Origin of the sequence: Merdimmobilis hominis, from assembly GCF_016901855.1 — a bacterium.
Lineage (GTDB): Bacteria > Bacillota > Clostridia > Oscillospirales > Ruminococcaceae > Paludihabitans.
In genome coordinates this window covers 18,359-35,472 of the sequence record NZ_JACJKY010000003.1, presented here as the reverse complement: position 1 = coordinate 35,472, position 17,114 = coordinate 18,359, and the positions used below count along the sequence as shown (strand labels likewise).

At 50.1% G+C, this 17,114-nt stretch carries 19 protein-coding genes; all 19 read left to right on the top strand.

Translation table 11 applies throughout. From position 1 onward, the window contains the following. Positions 1-79 precede the first annotated feature (79 nt). The gene (locus H6A12_RS02450; RefSeq protein WP_204444416.1) at positions 80-811 is read left to right on the top strand and encodes a VTT domain-containing protein; all 732 of its coding nucleotides are present in this window, start codon (positions 80-82) and stop codon (positions 809-811) included. Beyond that, positions 801-1,538, top strand: coding sequence for a methyltransferase (locus H6A12_RS02445; RefSeq protein WP_204444414.1), 738 nt, complete (start codon positions 801-803; stop codon positions 1,536-1,538). Before H6A12_RS02450 ends, H6A12_RS02445 begins: the two co-directional genes overlap by 11 nt. 24 nt (positions 1,539-1,562) lie before the next feature. Beyond that, positions 1,563-2,393, top strand: a complete 831-nt coding sequence (rsmI, locus tag H6A12_RS02440) for a 16S rRNA (cytidine(1402)-2'-O)-methyltransferase (protein WP_204444412.1) — start codon at positions 1,563-1,565, stop codon at positions 2,391-2,393. Between the two features lie 87 nt (positions 2,394-2,480). Then, positions 2,481-3,167, top strand: coding sequence for a response regulator transcription factor (locus H6A12_RS02435; protein WP_204444410.1), 687 nt, complete (start codon positions 2,481-2,483; stop codon positions 3,165-3,167). Further along, the gene (locus H6A12_RS02430; RefSeq protein WP_204444407.1) at positions 3,154-4,662 is read left to right on the top strand and encodes a sensor histidine kinase; all 1,509 of its coding nucleotides are present in this window, start codon (positions 3,154-3,156) and stop codon (positions 4,660-4,662) included. Before H6A12_RS02435 ends, H6A12_RS02430 begins: the two co-directional genes overlap by 14 nt. After that, on the top strand, positions 4,634-5,470 hold the full coding sequence (locus tag H6A12_RS02425) for a nucleotidyltransferase domain-containing protein (RefSeq protein WP_204444405.1): 837 nt from the start codon (positions 4,634-4,636) through the stop codon (positions 5,468-5,470). Before H6A12_RS02430 ends, H6A12_RS02425 begins: the two co-directional genes overlap by 29 nt. A 118-nt stretch (positions 5,471-5,588) precedes the next feature. After that, the gene (gene rpmE, locus H6A12_RS02420) at positions 5,589-5,786 is read left to right on the top strand and encodes a 50S ribosomal protein L31 (protein ID WP_204444402.1); all 198 of its coding nucleotides are present in this window, start codon (positions 5,589-5,591) and stop codon (positions 5,784-5,786) included. A 98-nt stretch (positions 5,787-5,884) separates the two neighbouring features. Beyond that, positions 5,885-6,508 carry a YigZ family protein gene (locus H6A12_RS02415; RefSeq protein WP_345941215.1) on the top strand — a complete coding sequence of 208 codons (624 nt, stop codon included), beginning with the start codon at positions 5,885-5,887 and terminating at the stop codon, positions 6,506-6,508. Between the two features lie 95 nt (positions 6,509-6,603). Further along, on the top strand, positions 6,604-7,602 hold the full coding sequence (locus H6A12_RS02410; RefSeq protein ID WP_204444398.1) for a deoxyguanosinetriphosphate triphosphohydrolase: 999 nt from the start codon (positions 6,604-6,606) through the stop codon (positions 7,600-7,602). Positions 7,603-7,617: 15 nt separating this feature from the next. Then, complete coding sequence (dnaG, locus tag H6A12_RS02405) at positions 7,618-9,366, top strand: DNA primase (RefSeq protein WP_204444396.1); 1,749 nt, start codon at positions 7,618-7,620, stop codon at positions 9,364-9,366. Between the two features lie 57 nt (positions 9,367-9,423). After that, on the top strand, positions 9,424-10,500 hold the full coding sequence (gene rpoD, locus H6A12_RS02400; RefSeq protein ID WP_204444394.1) for an RNA polymerase sigma factor RpoD: 1,077 nt from the start codon (positions 9,424-9,426) through the stop codon (positions 10,498-10,500). Positions 10,501-10,577: 77 nt separating this feature from the next. After that, positions 10,578-10,970, top strand: coding sequence for an RrF2 family transcriptional regulator (locus tag H6A12_RS02395; RefSeq protein WP_204444392.1), 393 nt, complete (start codon positions 10,578-10,580; stop codon positions 10,968-10,970). Positions 10,971-11,133: 163 nt separating this feature from the next. Beyond that, on the top strand, positions 11,134-12,012 hold the full coding sequence (locus tag H6A12_RS02390; protein ID WP_204444389.1) for a YicC/YloC family endoribonuclease: 879 nt from the start codon (positions 11,134-11,136) through the stop codon (positions 12,010-12,012). Between the two features lie 18 nt (positions 12,013-12,030). Continuing rightward, positions 12,031-12,303, top strand: a complete 273-nt coding sequence (gene remA, locus H6A12_RS02385) for an extracellular matrix/biofilm regulator RemA (RefSeq protein WP_207753178.1) — start codon at positions 12,031-12,033, stop codon at positions 12,301-12,303. Next, a complete protein-coding gene (gene gmk / locus H6A12_RS02380) occupies positions 12,293-12,922 on the top strand; it encodes a guanylate kinase (protein WP_345941214.1) in 630 nt (209 codons plus the stop codon). The genes remA and gmk overlap by 11 nt, the downstream gene beginning before the upstream one ends. Positions 12,923-12,951: 29 nt before the next feature. After that, positions 12,952-13,167, top strand: a complete 216-nt coding sequence (locus tag H6A12_RS02375) for a DNA-directed RNA polymerase subunit omega (protein WP_204444384.1) — start codon at positions 12,952-12,954, stop codon at positions 13,165-13,167. 20 nt (positions 13,168-13,187) lie between these two features. Continuing rightward, positions 13,188-15,632 carry a replication restart helicase PriA gene (gene priA / locus H6A12_RS02370; RefSeq protein ID WP_204444382.1) on the top strand — a complete coding sequence of 815 codons (2,445 nt, stop codon included), beginning with the start codon at positions 13,188-13,190 and terminating at the stop codon, positions 15,630-15,632. A 35-nt stretch (positions 15,633-15,667) separates the two neighbouring features. After that, a complete protein-coding gene (gene def, locus H6A12_RS02365) occupies positions 15,668-16,165 on the top strand; it encodes a peptide deformylase (RefSeq protein WP_204444380.1) in 498 nt (165 codons plus the stop codon). Then, positions 16,166-17,092 (top strand): methionyl-tRNA formyltransferase, encoded by a 927-nt coding sequence (fmt, locus tag H6A12_RS02360; RefSeq protein WP_204444378.1) that lies wholly within the window; start codon positions 16,166-16,168, stop codon positions 17,090-17,092. The last annotated feature ends 22 nt before the right edge of the window (positions 17,093-17,114 follow it).

Below are 17,114 nucleotides of genomic sequence, written 5' to 3'. Positions count from 1 at the left end.
TTTTTACATTCTGGATTTGCAATCTTTTAAAAGTCATGCTATATTGAAAGAAACAATGCGGAAAAGGAGAACCGTTGGCGTGAAACAGCAATGTTCCCAAAAGGAAAAACGGCAAAAGATGATTAAATGGACCATCGGCATCACTGCGATTGTGCTTGTGATTGTTTTATTGGTTTATATGATGCCATGGATCATTTCATTAAAAGACGAATCGGGCAGAAAAGCATTTCAGGACTTTATTTACAGCAAAGGAATCTGGGGTGTTTGCATTCTGTTTGCAATTCAGGTGCTTCAGGTTGTTGTGGCGATCATACCCGGCGAACCGGTCGAGGTGATTGCAGGGCTTTTGTATGGTACGTTTTGGGGATATGTGATCTGCACGCTCGGCATGCTCACGGGCACCATTCTCATTTTTTACGGTGTTAAGTGGCTCGGCAAGTCATTTGCGGACACGCTCAGCGACAGCAAAAAGTTTGAGCGGTTTTCGTTTTTGCACAACGAGAAAAAGCTTGAAACGATTGTGTTTCTGCTGTTTTTTATCCCGGGCACGCCAAAAGATGTGCTGACGTATTTTATGCCGCTTACGCGTATTCGGCCGCTTTCGTTTTTTATCATCGTGACGGTTGCGCGGATTCCGTCGATCGTTTCGTCCACATTTGTGGGCGAGAGCTTGAGTCAGGGACAATGGGTGCAGTCGATTCTTATCTTTTTGGCAATCGGTGCAGTGGGACTATTAGGCATCTGGCTCAATGACCGGCTGATGAAAAAACGCGAAGAGAAAAAGCAGGAGAGACAGACGCGTGAGAAGTAAAACGGAATGGTCAAAAGAGACAATCGGTGATGAGATCACGATATATACGAGCGCGGCGCATGCGTTTGGAATTGACGCGTTTCTGCTTGCCGATTTTGCAAAGCCGAAGCGCGGTGAGCGCGTCTGTGATTTTGGCGCAGGATGTGGGATTATTCCGATGCTGCTTGCACGCACAAAACAGCCGCGCGAAGTGGTCGGCGTTGAAATTCAGCAGCAGGGTGTGATGCAGTTTGAAGCGTCCGTGCGGGATTCGTCGACAGCGATGCCGGTCATTCCGGTCTGCGCCGATCTTACAAGCAGAGAAACACTCAAAGGCGAGCAGTTTGATTTAATTACCTGCAATCCGCCGTACAAAGCGGCAGGCGGCGGGATTTTGAGCGAGGAAACTGCCGAACAGATTGCAAGACACGAAACGATGTGCACGCTTGAAGATCTTTGCAAGACGGCAAAGCGGCTCTTACGGTTCGGCGGACGGTTTTGCATCTGCCAGCGGCCGGAACGGCTTTCCGATGCAATGGTGCTGTTTCGGCAGTATGGCATCGAGCCGAAACGGCTCCGGCTTGTGTGCCGGGACAAAGACAGCGCGCCGTGGCTCTTTTTGCTGATGGGACAGCGGGGTGCAAAGCCGCATTTGCGGATTGAGCCGAATTTTTTTGTGTATGAAAACGGCGAATATACCGCGGAAACGCACCGGATGTACGGCGGCAGTTTTGAAAAAGGTGAATGAGATAAGAGAAAGGACGAAGTGAATTTGTCAAAATTATATGTTGTGGGAACACCGATCGGAAACCTTGGCGATTTGAGCCCGCGGGCGCAGCAGACACTGCGGGAGGTGGACTTTATTGCCGCAGAGGATACACGCGTGACCGGAAAGCTTCTGCACTATTTTGAAATCAAAAAACCGATGATCAGCTATTATGAGCACAATTTGCGGCAAAAAGGCGAACAGATCATCGGACGGATTTTGGCGGGTGAAACGTGTGCCGTTGTGTCGGATGCGGGAATGCCGTGCATTTCCGATCCCGGTGAAGATTTGGTGCGGCTTTGTGCACAAAATAATATTCCCGTGGAAGTGGTGCCGGGACCGAGTGCGGTGATTTCAGCGCTTGCTGTGAGCGGACTCATTACGTCACGATTTACATTCGAGGGCTTTTTGTCGGTAAACCGGACATCACGCATGGCGCATCTGGCATCTTTGAAAAATGAAATGCGTACAATGATCTTTTACGAAGCGCCGCATAAACTGCTCACCACACTGACGGATTTTTGTGAAGCATTCGGCGAAGATCGGCAGATCTCCGTTTGCAGAGAGCTTACCAAAATTCACGAAGAGGTGCTGCGGATGACGATGGGTGAAGCGCTCGCACATTTTACAGAGAGCACACCGAAAGGCGAATTTGTGCTGGTTGTTTCCGGTGCGCCGGAGCAGGCAAATGAAGAAACACTTTCGTTTGAGGAAGTCTGTGCGCTTGGTGTATCTTTAGTGGAAGGCGGCGAACGGGCGACAGAAGTATCCAAACGGCTTGCAAAGGAATATGGATACAAAAAAGCAGACATTTATAAAGCGCTCGTTCAGTCGTGATTTTTTGAAACAGAATCATCACACAAACATCAAATGTGCATGATATAATGACTTTGTCTAATAATCGAAAAAACAGGAGGGTTTTTTATGGCAGCTCGTATTTTAGTGGTGGATGATGAATCGAGAATCCGGGATATCGTTTGTCAGTATTTGAAATTTGAGGAGTTTTCGTGTGCAGAGGCATCGAACGGCAAACAGGCCGTCGAGATGGCAACGGAGGGCGATCGTCCGTTTGATTTGATTATCATGGACGTTATGATGCCGTTTATGGACGGTATTACAGCACTGCGCATGATTCGGGAAAAATCGGATGTACCGGTGATTCTTCTGACTGCAAAAGGCGAAGAATACGACAAGATTTTCGGCTTTGAACTGGGCGCGGATGACTATGTCGTCAAACCGTTTTCGCCAAAAGAGCTGATTGCACGCGTCAAAGCAGTGCTCAAGCGCGTAAACGGCGGCGAGCCGGAGAAAAACGAAGAACCCTATCAGTATAAAGATTTGGTCGTCAATCCGATGTCGTATGAAGTGACGATTGCAGGCAAAAAGCTTTCGCTCACACCGAAAGAATTTGAACTGCTCGTGTGCTTTATCAAAAACAAAGGCTCGGTAATGACACGCGAGCAGCTGCTCGATGAAATCTGGGGATACGATTTTTACGGCGATTCCCGTACCGTTGATACACACGTCAAAATGCTCCGCAACAACCTTGGAGAATACCGCGAGCTGATCAAAACCGTTTGGGGTGTAGGCTATCGGTATGATGAAGAATAAGCATTTTCGCATTTCGCTGCTGTTAAAAATCTGGAGCGCCATCATGGCGGTGGTCATTGCTGTACTGCTGCTCATCTGGGGACTTCAGGTCGTGTTTTTGGAGCAGTACTATGTCGGAATGAAAAAATCGGAGTTTTCCGCTGTATGCGATCAAATCGCAGAGGAGATCAATCGATTTGGCTATATCGGTTCGCAGAACGGTATTTTGGACCTTGTTGCGAAAAACCGGCTTTGTGTACAGATTATCCAGCGAAGCGGACAGATCATCAAGGTCGAGGGCATGCCGTACGACTGTTATATTCACAAACGAAACAGCGGTGTCGGACAGGAACTCGTCCGACGTGCAATGGCGGGTGAGATTACAGGACCTTTGGATGTTTGGGATCAGGCGGCCAAAACGGAGTATCTGATTTTCTGTACGCAAAAATATTCCACATACGACGAAGATCCTTATGTTCTGCTTGTCAATCAAACGCTGGCACCGGTGCGGGAGGCCGCAACGGTCACAAGCAATCAGCTTGCATATTTGTCGATCATTTTGGTGGTACTTGCAACGATTGCGGCGTTTTTGATTGCACGGTTTATTTCAAAACCGATTCGGACATTGTCGAATGCGGCACAGGATGTTGCGCGCGGGAATCTTGATGTTTCGGTTCCGGTGAAAAACAACGACGAAATCGGCGATCTGTGCGAAAACTTTAACCGGATGACGACCGAGCTTTCCAAAGTAAATCGCTTGCAGCGGGAACTGGTTGCCAATCTGTCGCATGATTTGCGCACACCGCTCACGATGATCCGCGGCTATGCCGAAATGATTAAGGACATTACTGGTGACAACAAGGAAAAACGCGAGGAACAGCTCGATATCATTGTCGACGAAACGAACCGTTTGAACCGATTGGCAAGCGATGCGCTTGATCTTTCACGTATGCAGGCCGGTCAGGTCATGATGAATAAGACTGTGTTTGATGGTGCGAAAAAGCTGCATGACATTCTGTCGCGCTATCAGCTTTTGTCCGAAACAGAAGGCTTTACGTTTGTGTGCAACACGCCGGATTCCTGTTTTGTGTATGCAGATGAAATGCGGATTGAGCAGGTCATTTATAACCTTTTAAATAACGCGGTCAACCATATCGGTGAGCCGAAAGTGATTACAGCGTCGCTTGTTGTGCAAAACGGCATTGCGTATATTTCTGTGAAAGACACCGGCAAAGGCATTCGTCCGGAAGATCTGCCGCTCATTTGGGATCGGTATTATAAACCGTACCGCAAGACGGATCGTCCGGGTATGGGAACCGGACTGGGTCTTTCGATTGTCAAAGCCATTTTGAACGGACACAATGCACCGTTCGGTGTCGATACGGCGCTCGGCAAGGGAAGTACATTCTGGTTTGGCCTCACGGTGTATGATGAAACAAAGCCGCTGCCGAATGAAGAACATACAGCGCAGAAAGAAGAGGGAGCCAATGGATCAGCAAACGCAGGAAAAAATTGATGCGATTATTGAGATTTTAAAGCAAACGACAACGGGAAGATGTGCGATTGCACTGGCGGGTGCGCATGCAAAAGGCGTCGCCGATCCGTCGTCGGATATTGATTTGTATCTGTTTGCGGACGGCGCAAAGCCGTATGCAGCGCGCAAAGCGATCATCACGGCGGCTGCGGATGCGGGTACAACGCCATGGATTGACGAATCGTTTGATGCGACGCCGTGGGGCGGCAGCATGGATTTTACGTATCAGGGTACACCGGTGGAAGTAACGGCGCGCACGATCGAGAAGATGGATGCAGGTGTCAAGGACTGTTTAGACGGAATATTTTCAATCATTCCGGCAACATGGACGTCAAACGGATATTACACATATATCTATCTGTGCGAGGCAAGCTTCATTAAACCGGTATATGACCCGGACGGAGTCATCAAACAGTATAACGAGCAGGCGCGCGTGTATCCGAGAAAGCTCAAAGAGGCGATTATCCGCGAATTTATGGGCAGGGCTGATACATGGCTTGAGAACTTCCACTATGAAAGTGCGATTCGCCGGGCGGATCTGATGTTTATTGCGCCGATTCTGGTGCATACGGTGATGGATTTTGTGCAGGTGATTTTCGCGGTCAATGAAACGTATTTCACCGGCGACAAAAAACTGGAAAAGGCACTTAGCACGCTGCCGTACTGTCCAAGCGCACTGCTTCAAAACGTGGAATTTCTGCTGTCTGCACCGCGGGACGTTGATGCATTGCTTCGGCAGCGGGAGCTTTTGCGTGCGGTCAGAGCGGATTTATCTGCGCATATCGGCTGATCTTCTTTGAAAAAGATCAAATTTGTTGGATTTTTCCGAAAAAAACAGCTTGCTTTTTTGCTTTGGATATGATATTATATTGAATTGTAAGACTAACGCTTTGAAAGAGGTGAAGAAGTTGAAACAGGGAATTCATCCGAATTACGAACAGACTACAATCAAATGTGCTTGCGGAGAGGTTATCGAAACCGGTTCTACAAGAAAAGACATCAGAGTTGAGGTATGCTCGAAATGTCATCCGTTCTTCACCGGACGTCAGAAACTCAATGACACCGGCGGACGTGTCGACAGATTCAAAAAACGTTTCGGCATGTAATCTTTTGCTCCGGCACAAAATAAGCGATGCAGAATCCTGCATCGCTTTCTGTTTGTTACGGGATAAAAAATCGGTCGAAAAAACAGGAGGCGGTTCGTGTGACATCGTATAAAACCATTAAAGAAGCGGCAACGGCTGAGTTTGTGGAACGAAAATCGCGCTTTATCGGACACATTGCGCCGGTCAAAACCGAAGAGGAAGCGCAGGCGTTTGTAGCCAAAATTTCAAAAGAACACTGGAACGCCACACATAACGTCTATGCCTATGTCATCCGCGAGGGACAGATTTCGCGTTGTTCGGATAACGGTGAGCCGCAGGGAACTGCCGGTGTGCCGACGCTGGATGTGCTGCAAAAAGAGGGACTGACAGACGTTTGTGTCGTTGTCACGCGTTATTTCGGCGGCATTCTGTTAGGTACCGGCGGACTGGTGCGCGCGTATTCCCACGGCGCGAAAATTGCCGTCGATGCGGCGCATGTGATGCATATGGCACCGTGTATCCGTATGACGGTGCGGTGCGAATACGGATTTTACGGCAAGCTTACCTATCTTCTGCCGGATTATCAGATCCGGGTGGAGGACAGCGTGTTTGCCGAGGATGTGACATTGACGCTCATCATCCGCAAAGATCGCTATGAGCCGTTTGAAAAGGCACTTACAGAACTGTCGAACGGGCAGGTGTCGCCGGTGGTGGCTGACACGTTTTTTGACGATATGCCATGATTTTTTAAAAAAATTATTTTTTCAAAAAGGATTTTTTGATTTTTTTCTGTATTATATAGTTGGAACTTATTTTTTAGCGGAAAAGAGGCGAAACGATGACCATTCGCGAAACATTTGAGCAGATGGAACGGCAAACGCTGTCTGCTTATGCGGCGCATGTCACAAATACGCGCGGCAGAACACGGCCGGTGACACCATGTGATTTGCGTACCGCTTATCAGCGGGATCGCGACCGCATCATTCACAGCAATGCGTTTCGGCTGTTAAAACATAAAACACAGGTGTTTTTGGCGCCGTCGAGCGACCATTATCGTACTCGCCTCACACATACGCTTGAAGTTTCGCAGATTTCAAGGACGGCGGCACGTGCGCTTCGGTTAAACGAAGATTTGACCGAGGCGATTGCACTCGGGCATGATCTTGGACACACGCCGTTTGGTCATGTCGGAGAACGGGCGCTCGATACGCTGTGTGAAAACGGGTTTCGTCACAATTTGCAGAGTGTGCGTGTGGTGGAACTCTTGGAAAACGAGGGCCGCGGCTTAAATCTGACGTATGAAGTGAAAAACGGCATTGCCTGCCATTCGGACGACACCGCACCTGCACAAACATTGGAAGGTCAGATTGTGCGTATTTGCGATAAAGTCGCATATATTAACCACGACATTGAAGATGCAGTGCGTGCAGGTGTGCTGCGGGACACGGATCTGCCGTATGACTGTTTGTACATCTTAGGACGTACCAAAAGCGAACGGATTACAACGATCCTACGGTCAATCGTGGAGCATTCGACCGATTCGATCCGCATGGCGCCCGAGATTTATAAAGCGCATCTGCGGCTGAAGGACTTTATGTTTGATGAGGTGTACCGCACACCGGCCGCCAGAGCACAGGAGGACAAAGCGCACGGCGTGATGGAAGCGCTTTATACGTATTTTTATGATAATCCGGAAAAACTCCCCGATTTTTACGGACAGATTATCCGGCGGTTCGGTCTCTCTAAGGCGGTGTGCGATCATATCGCCGGCATGACGGACCATTATGCGGTGGAGCTTTACAAAGAACTGTTTATTCCGAAGTTTTGGACGCGCTGATCGGAGGGATGCATTGTGATTCCGCGCAGTTTTATCGAACAGCTTGTATCGCAGTGCGATATCGAAGATCTGATTCGTTCCTATATTGACATCAAAAAAGCAGGGCGTACCCTAAAGGGATTGTGTCCGTTTCACTCGGAAAAAACGCCGTCGTTTGTGGTGTATCCGGAAAGTCAGTCGTTTTACTGCTTCGGATGCGGAAAAGGCGGCGATGCCATCCGGTTTGTGATGGAGGCGGAGCATCTTGACTATCCGGAAGCGGTGCGGTATCTTGCCAAACGGATGGGACTTGCCGTTCCCGAGGATGGCGACGACCGTGCGGCACGTCACAAAGCACGCATTTACAGCCTAAACCGCGAAGCTGCACGCTTTTTTCACCGGTGCTTAAAATCACCGGCAGGTGCCTCCGGCTATGAATATTTAAAAGACCGCGGGCTTTCCGATGCGACGATTACAACGTACGGACTTGGCTTTGCGCCTGATTCGTGGGACAGCCTGCGAGAGTTTCTGCGCAGCAAAGGCTATACGCAGGAGGAAATGCTCGATGCGGCAGTCGTTTCCCGTTCGTCAAAAGGACATGTGTACGATAAATTCCGAAACCGTGTCATTTTCCCGATCATTGATTTAAAAGGAAGCGTCGTGGGATTCGGCGGACGTGTCTTAGACGACAGTAAGCCCAAATATTTAAACACGGATGACACGCCGGTGTTTAAAAAAAGCCGCAATCTGTTTTCGCTGAACTTTGCGAAAGGAAAGACGAACGGCAGGCTCATTCTGGCGGAAGGATATATGGATGTCATCTCCATCTATGCCGCCGGATTTGAAAACGTCGTTGCAACGCTCGGCACAGCACTCACGGAAGAACAGGCAAGGCTCATGAGCAAATATGCCGAAGAAGTCGTGATTGCCTATGACTCCGACGGGCCGGGACAAGCCGCAACGCACCGCGCGATCAATCTGCTTGGTGCGGCAGGGCTTTCGGTGAAGGTGCTCCGTATGGAGGGTGCAAAAGACCCCGATGAATATATCAAGACGTTCGGCGCCAAACGGTTTGAAATTTTACTAAACCATGCGTCCGATATGATCGCCTATGAGCTTGCGCAGGTCAAGTCCCGCGTCGATATGAAAACCGACATGGGAAAAATCGAATATGTCAAACGATGCGCTTACATCCTTTCGGAGATTGACGATCCGCTTTCGCGCGAAGTGTATGCGGCAACGGTTGCACGCGAGGCTGGGATTCCGGCGGAAACGGTGATGACACAGCTGTCCGCAGTACTTTCGAAAAAGCGGCGTACCCGTGAAAAAAAAGAGTGGGACGCCATCCAGACAAACCGCGAAGTCGTGCGCGACCGGTTAAACCCTGAGCGTGCGCAGCATTTAAAGGAAGCGGCAGCCGAGGAGGGCATCATCGCCTATTTGTTGCGTCATCCGGACGGCTATGAGCGGGTTTTGCGGGAAATTTCCCCCGACCAGTTTGTCACAAGCTATCATAAGCGTGTATTTTCCGCGATGAAACAGCTTTATGATGAGAGCGGGGATGTGTCGCTTTCATTGATTGGAACACTGCTTTCGAGCGAGGAAACAAGCGGCGTCGCACGGATTCTGGCACGTTCTTCAGAATTTTCAGTGACGGAGGAAATGCTCGCGGACTATATCCGGGTGCTCAAGTCGTTTCACGAGGTGCTTTCCGCTGATTCCGTCAAAACGGCGGATGCCAGCGAAATCGAACAGTACCGTCAAAAACTCAAATCAAAAAAATAACGGACTTGTCCGTTTTTTCATAGATCACCACGCGTTTTTTAAAAGGAGACTACTTTTATGGCAGAAAAGAAAAACACCGTTGCCGATTTGCTGGAACATGGCAAGGTAAGCGGCAAAGTCACAACACAGGAAATTACAGACGCACTCGAGGACTTGAACTATGACATGGAGCAGGTGGAGGAGCTCTACGAGTCGCTGAAAGCAAATAATATTGAGGTGGTCGAGAACTTTACCGCCGACTTAACGATTGATTTTGATCATAATGAAACCGATTCTGTTGAAATGCAGCTGCAGGCAGAAGGCGTGAATATCGATGACCCGGTCAAGGTTTACTTAAAAGAGATCGGCCGCGTGCCGCTTTTAACAACCGATGAGGAAATCAGCCTTGCAACCCGTATGGCAAACGGCGACATCAGCGCAAGAAAACGCCTTTCCGAAGCAAACCTGCGTCTGGTCGTCAGCATTGCAAAACGATATGTCGGCCGTGGTATGCAGTTTCTTGACCTGATTCAGGAGGGAAACCTGGGCCTTATCAAAGCGGTCGAAAAATTCGACTATACGAAAGGCTTTAAATTCTCGACGTATGCAACGTGGTGGATTCGTCAGGCAATCACTCGTGCGATTGCCGATCAGGCGCGTACCATCCGTATTCCGGTGCATATGGTCGAAACGATCAACAAAGTCAAAAAGGTGTCGAGCCAGCTTCTGCATAAAAACGGTCACGAGGCAAGCGCCGAGGAGATCGCAGAAGAGCTCGATATGCCGATCGACAAAGTGCGCGAGATTATGCGTGTCGCACAGGAGCCGGTTTCGCTCGAAACACCGATCGGTGAGGAAGAGGACAGCCACTTGGGTGACTTTATTCCCGATGATGAGGCGCTTGCACCGGATGATGCAGCTTCACACATCCTGCTCAAAGAGCAGCTGTCGAATGTGCTTTCGACATTGACCGAGCGTGAGGAAAAAGTGCTTCGTCTGCGCTTTGGACTCGAGGACGGTCGTTCTCGCACACTCGAAGAGGTCGGCAAAGAGTTTAACGTCACTCGTGAACGTATCCGTCAGATCGAGGCAAAAGCACTGCGGAAACTGCGTCATCCGAGCCGCAGCAAAAAGCTTAAAGACTTTTTGGATTAAAAGATTTGACTTTTCCGGAATAATGGACTATAATGTATAGTAATACAGTATAGTTTTGACCGGAAAGGGGTGTGCGGATGCATATTACATTGGAATCGGATTATGCCGTGCGGATTGTTGTATATCTGGCAAAGTGGGGATGCCGCTGTGATGCGAATACGATTGCGCAGAATACCGGCGTAACGCTGCGGTTTGCACTCAAAATCTTAAGAAATCTTGTGAGCGGCGGGATGGTGCGTTCGTTCAAAGGCACACAGGGCGGCTATGAACTGAATCGTTCTCCCGAAGACATCACACTGCGCGATATTTTGGAGCTTGTAGAGGGAAAATATGTGTTCAGTCGCTGTTTGGAAAGCGGTGACTGCACACGGCCGGAAAACACCTGCTGCAAAGTACAGCGTGTGTTCTCTGATATCAGCAAGACGGTACAGGAAAAGCTGGCTGCCGTTACAATTGCCGATTTGTTATAAGAAAGAAAGCCGATGATTTCATCGGCTTTTCTTTTTGATTTATAATTGTAAATATATTATGAATAATATGAATAAAAGATGAAGTTTTGCGGTTTCGCGCGGAGAAATCTGATACAATATCGATTGGAAATTGCTTTTATAAAAAAGGAGGCGGTTGCTTTTTATGTTTAACAGCATGACCGGCTACGGTCGGGCACAGGAAACTGTGAACGGCAAAGATATTTTGGTAGAAATGAAAGCGGTCAATCACCGTTATTTTGAGTGCAATGCACGGCTTCCGCGTGCATACGGTTATTTAGAGGAAAAGCTCAAAGCGCTTTTGAACACAAAAATTGCCCGCGGTAAAGTGGAAGTCGGCGTGACGATTTTTTCGACAGACAGCGCAGACACACAGGTTTCCGTGAATGAACCGCTGGCACGCAGTTATATTGAGGCGCTTCGCTCGCTCGGCAAACCGCTTGGTCTTTCCGATACACTCTCGCTTTCGACCCTGACGCGCTTTTCGGATATTTTTCAGGTGACAAAGGTGCCGGAGGATGAGGATGCCGTTTGGGAAAGTGTCAAACAGGTTGCCGAAGAAGCGCTCGAACGCTTTCTTTCGATGCGCAAAGCTGAGGGTGCAAGACTTTATGACGATATCCGCGGCAGATTAAACACGATTGAAGCACACCTTTTGAAGGTGGAGGAATATGCACCGCAGACAGTGGCTGATTATAAAGCGCGGCTGACTGCAAAAATTGAAGAAGTGCTCGAAAACCGGTCGGTCGACGAAGCGCGTGTGCTCACCGAAGTGGCACTGTTTGCTGACAAAATTGCCGTCGACGAGGAAACGGTTCGTCTGCGCAGTCATTTAAAACAGTTTGCATCCATGATGGACAGCGATCAGCCAACCGGCAGAAAAATCGACTTCCTTGTCCAGGAAATGAACCGCGAAGTGAACACCATCGGTTCTAAATGCCAGGATCTGCGCGTGACCAATCTGGTCGTCGAGATGAAAGCGGAGATCGAAAAAATCCGCGAACAGATTCAGAATGTGGAATAATCGGAAAGGGACATCGTGATGAAACTGATCAACATTGGATTCGGCAACATGGTTTCCGCTTCAAAGCTGGTTGCGATCGTCAGCCCGGAATCTGCGCCGATTAAGCGGATTATTCAGGATGCGCGCGACAAAGGCGTTTTGATTGATGCAACCTATGGCCGCCGCACGCGCGCAGTCATTGTGATGGATTCCGATCATGTCATTTTGTCGGCAATCCAGCCGGAAACGGTTGCAAACCGCGTGATTGAGCACGAGGATGACGAAGAGGAGGACGACGAGAGTGAAAGCTAATAAAGGACAGCTGTTTATCATCTGCGGCCCGTCTGGATGCGGAAAGGGAACGGTCATCAAAGAGCTTTTGACGCGGGAACCGGATATTTTCCTTTCCGTTTCGGCAACGACACGCCAGCCGCGGGAAGGCGAAGTGGACGGCGTTCACTATCATTTTTTAAAAACGGAACAGTTTGAATCGCTGATTGGCGAGGAGGGCTTTTTGGAGCATGCATGCTTCTGCGGAAACTACTATGGCACGCCGCGCAAACCGGTTGACGACCATATGGAAAACGGTCATCCGGTCGTTCTGGAGATCGAAGTGGACGGCGCCGAGCAGGTGCGCAAGCTTCGCCCGGATGCAGTGACCATCTACATTCTGCCGCCGAGCCTTTCGGAACTGCGTGCCCGGCTTGTAGGCCGCGGCACAGAAGCACCGGAGGTCGTTGAAAAACGGCTTGCACGTGCTGTGGAGGAAATTCCGTTTGCGTACACCTGCGACTATGTGGTGACAAACCATGTCGTCGAGGAAACTGCTGATGCACTGCGGTCGATTATCCGCTCGCAGTCATTTTTAAACAAACATATGACAGCCACCGTGGACGCGCTTCTTTCTGAAAAACAGGCCGTCTGCGAATAAACAACATGATTTTTTAGGAGGATTTTATTATGCATAGACCATCTGCTTCTGACATTTTACAGGGTAACCAGAGCTATTATTCACTCGTCATCGGCGTGGCAAAACGTGCGCGTGCGATCGCAGAGGAAGCCGAGGAAAACGGTGAAATTTTGATTGAAAAACCGGTTCAGCTCGCAGTGGAGCAGTTTGCAAGAGGTGACTACAAACTGGTTGAGCGCGAAGATATCGGCAAAACGCTCGAATAAGAGCCGGGAGGTGCAGCGAAATGCGAAGCGTTGCACACGTTTATGTGGAAAAAGCCGTCTATGCGATCGACACGCCTTATTCCTATCAGATTCCGTCCTCGCTTTTGGGTGAGGTGGCGGTGGGATGCCGTGTGCTCGTACCGTTTGGCGGCGGAAACAGAAAAGTACAGGGATTTGTCGCTGCGATCACCGAAGAACCGGACGATCCGCCTTTAAAGCCGATTGCAGCGCTGATTGACAAAACACCGCTGTTTACAAGCGAGATGACCGAGATGGCATCGTTTTTGGTGCAGCATACGTTTTGCACGTTTTATGAAGCGGTGCGCACGATTCTGCCGATTGGCACGAATGTGACGGTCGAACAGACCTTTCGCACAGCCAAACGGCTGACAGATGAGGAAATCACGGAATATCCGGCAAAACAGCAGCAGATTCTCAATTTTCTTTCCACATCAAAATCAGAAAAAGAATTGCGTGCATTGCTAAAAAGCAAGCAGTCCGCAAATAAAAACGCAGCCGTGCGCGCACTGCTTGATGCAGGCGTGATTGTCTGTGAAGAAAATGCCTGTCGAAAGGTTGCAGTGCCGACAGAGCGGCGTGTGGCGGTGTGTGAGACGTTTGATGCAGACACGGTGCCGCTTTCGAAAAAACAAGCGGAGCTTTATCGGATGCTGTGCACCGTCAAAGAAGCCGCACCGAAAGAGGTTTGCTATCTGTGCGGCGTGACCGAGGCGGTGCTCAAGGCACTCGTGCAAAAGGGCGGCGCGTATTATTTTGAAAAGGAATGTGCACAGTCGTTTTCGCCGGCACAAAATAAACTGTCGGTGCGGCACGAAATTGTGCTCAGTGAAGAACAGCAAAACGCTGCCGACGGGATTTTTGCACTTGTCTGCGAACCAAAGCCGAACGCCGCACTCCTTCAAGGTGTGACCGGAAGCGGAAAAACGCAGGTGTATTTAAAGCTCATCGAGCAAACGCTTGCCATGGGCAAAAATGCGATGATGCTCGTTCCTGAGATTTCACTCACACCGCAGATGGTGGGACAGTTTACCGCGCAGTTCGGCGAGATCGTGGCAGTCATTCACTCGGGACTGACACCATCCCAGCGGCTTTACGAATTTGAACGGATTCGGCAAGGCGCTGTGCGGATTGTGGTCGGCACACGAAGCGCCGTGTTTTCTCCGCTTGCCGATATCGGCCTCATCATCATGGATGAGGAGGGCGAGGGTTCGTACAAATCGGACGCGTCGCCTCGGTATCATGCAAGAGACATTGCAAAATGGCGGTGCGGAAAACATCATGCAACGCTTCTGCTCGGTTCGGCAACGCCGTCGATTGATTCGCGGTATCAGGCCGAGCGCGGGAAGTATGCGTATTTCGTGCTCAAAAACCGGTATGCAAATGCCGTGCTCCCCGAGGTGTTTTTGATCGATATGCGAACAGAACCGCCGGAAGCGGCATTGTCGTTTTTGAGCGGTACGCTGATCGGCGAACTTTCAAAAAATAAGCAGGCGGGTGAGCAGTCGATACTGCTTTTAAACCGCCGCGGTTATCAGGCATATGCGACGTGTATGGCGTGCGGCAAAGTGCTCACCTGCCCGTCCTGCGATGTGGCGCTGACGTATCACAGGGCGAACGAACGGCTGATGTGCCACTACTGCGGCCACAGCGAACCGGTCACAGCACGATGTCCTTCCTGCGGCGGGATTTTAAAACGCACCGGCGCGGGTACCCAGCGGATTGAAGAGGAGCTAAACCGATTGATTCCGGACATTCGTGTGCTTCGGATGGACACGGATACGACGTATTCGCGCCACGCGTATGAACAACGGTTTGATGCGTTCCGGCGCGGGGAATACGACGTGATGATCGGCACGCAGATGATTGCAAAGGGACTCGATTTTAAAAATGTGACGCTTGCCGCCGTGCTAAACGGGGACAGCGGTTTGGGCTCGGGCGATTTCCGCAGTACGGAGCGTGCGTTTTCGCTGATTACGCAGGTTGTCGGACGAAGCGGCCGAAGCGAAAAGGCCGGGCGTGCGTATATCCAGACGTATGCGCCGGACAATTCGGTGATTCAATATGCGGCGGCACAGGATTATGACGCATTTTACCGCGAGGAAATTGCACTGCGCAAAACGCTCATGTATCCGCCGTTTTGTGACCTTGTGACGATCGGACTCGCGGCGGCGGAAGAACAGACAGTCAAACACGCCGCCTCGACAGCACTTTCTGTGCTTGAAGAAGAGGCTACGCAGGCACAAGGGGTTGCGCTCAAGGTGCTTGGCGTTTCTCCGGCGGCAGTGGCGCGTGTGAGCGGAAAATACCGCTACCGAATTGTGATGAAGTGCCGCAACAACGCGCCGTTTCGGGCAATGCTAACAAACGTGTTAAAGCGGTGCGGACGGGAGCGGATTTTTTCAGGTGTGACGATCTTTGCCGATGTAAACGGCGAAGTGTTATAGACAAAGACGGATGAAAAAAGGAGGAAGTAAAACCAATGGCAAAACGAAATATTGTGGTGTTTGAAAAAGACGAAGATCAGATTTTGCGCAAGCGGTCGCGTGAAGTGACAGTGTTTGACAAAAAACTGCACGATCTTCTCGATGATATGAGAGAAACAATGTATGCAAACGACGGTGTGGGCCTTGCGGCAGTACAGGTCGGGATTTTAAAACGTGTCGTCGTCATCGACTGCGGTGATCGTCTGTATGAACTCGTAAATCCCGAGATCATCGAAACAGACGGCGAACAGACCGGCACCGAAGGATGCCTGTCGTTTCCGGAGGAATACGGCGAGGTGACACGTCCGAATCATGTCAAAGTGCGTGCATTCGATCGCGACGGCAACGAATATGAAGCGGAGGGCACGGAACTGCTCGCACGTGCGTTCTGTCATGAAATCGATCATTTAAACGGTGTGCTGTTCCCTGATCATGCGACCGAGATGTATGAAACGGAAGAGTCGTTTAAAAATAAGAGAAAGAGAAGAAGATAAATGAGAATTGTATTCATGGGTACGCCCGATTTTGCGGTTCCTTGTCTTGATGCACTGGTGCAGGCCGGTCATGAGGTGGTCGGCGTGTTTACACAGCCGGACAAACCGAAAAACCGCGGCCATCAGATGACGCCGCCGCCGGTTAAGGTGTGCGCGCAGTCGCATGACATTCCCGTATTTCAGCCGGTATCCTTAAAAACCGGAGAAGCTGCATCGCTTCTGCGTGCGCTTTCACCGGAGCTGGTTGTCGTGGTGGCATACGGAAAGATCCTGCCGAAAGAGATTCTCTCGATCCCGCCGCGCGGATGTGTAAACGTCCATGCGTCGCTTCTGCCGAAATACCGCGGTGCAGGTCCGATTCAGTGGAGCGTGTTAAACGGTGAAACCGAAACGGGTGTCACGACAATGTATATGGCAGAGGGACTCGACACCGGCGATATGATTTTGCAGATGAAAACGCCGATCGGTGAAAACGAAACGGCAGACGAAGTGCACGATAAGCTTTCCGAACTGGGGGCATCCCTGCTCATCGAAACGATCTATCAGATGGAAGAGGGCAAAGCGGCGCGTGTGCCGCAGAATGACGCGGAATCTTCCTATGCACCGATGCTCACAAAAGAGCTGTGTGCGATTGATTTTCAGAAACCGGCACAGCTTGTGCACAATCAGATCCGCGGGCTTTCTTCGTGGCCGTGCGCTGTGACGAAATTTGAAGGAAAACGGTTAAAGGTTTATAAAAGTGCGCTCATTCGCACAGAATATAAGGAAACGCCGGGCACACTGGTTGATGAAAACCGGTTTGTCGTTGTGTGCGGCGATCATCAGGGAATTATGTTCTGCGAAGTGCAGGCAGAAGGGGCAAAACGAATGAACGGCGCCGACTTTTTGCGCGGCAGACGTGCAAAGAGTGGGATTCTGCTGGGGTAAATACTCTTTTTTGGAGGAATGA

Bases quoted from the DNA above. Each gene is read 5' to 3' on its own strand.
- H6A12_RS02435 (WP_204444410.1), top strand. From the start codon at position 2,481: ATGGCAGCTCGTATTTTAGTGGTGGATGATGAATCGAGAATCCGGGAT.
- H6A12_RS02430 (WP_204444407.1), top strand. From the start codon at position 3,154: ATGATGAAGAATAAGCATTTTCGCATTTCGCTGCTGTTAAAAATCTGG.
- H6A12_RS02425 (WP_204444405.1), top strand. From the start codon at position 4,634: ATGGATCAGCAAACGCAGGAAAAAATTGATGCGATTATTGAGATTTTA.
- H6A12_RS02410 (WP_204444398.1), top strand. From the start codon at position 6,604: ATGACCATTCGCGAAACATTTGAGCAGATGGAACGGCAAACGCTGTCT.
- rpoD (WP_204444394.1), top strand. From the start codon at position 9,424: ATGGCAGAAAAGAAAAACACCGTTGCCGATTTGCTGGAACATGGCAAG.
- H6A12_RS02395 (WP_204444392.1), top strand. From the start codon at position 10,578: ATGCATATTACATTGGAATCGGATTATGCCGTGCGGATTGTTGTATAT.
- H6A12_RS02390 (WP_204444389.1), top strand. From the start codon at position 11,134: ATGTTTAACAGCATGACCGGCTACGGTCGGGCACAGGAAACTGTGAAC.
- remA (WP_207753178.1), top strand. From the start codon at position 12,031: ATGAAACTGATCAACATTGGATTCGGCAACATGGTTTCCGCTTCAAAG.
- H6A12_RS02375 (WP_204444384.1), top strand. From the start codon at position 12,952: ATGCATAGACCATCTGCTTCTGACATTTTACAGGGTAACCAGAGCTAT.
- priA (WP_204444382.1), top strand. From the start codon at position 13,188: ATGCGAAGCGTTGCACACGTTTATGTGGAAAAAGCCGTCTATGCGATC.
- def (WP_204444380.1), top strand. From the start codon at position 15,668: ATGGCAAAACGAAATATTGTGGTGTTTGAAAAAGACGAAGATCAGATT.
- fmt (WP_204444378.1), top strand. From the start codon at position 16,166: ATGAGAATTGTATTCATGGGTACGCCCGATTTTGCGGTTCCTTGTCTT.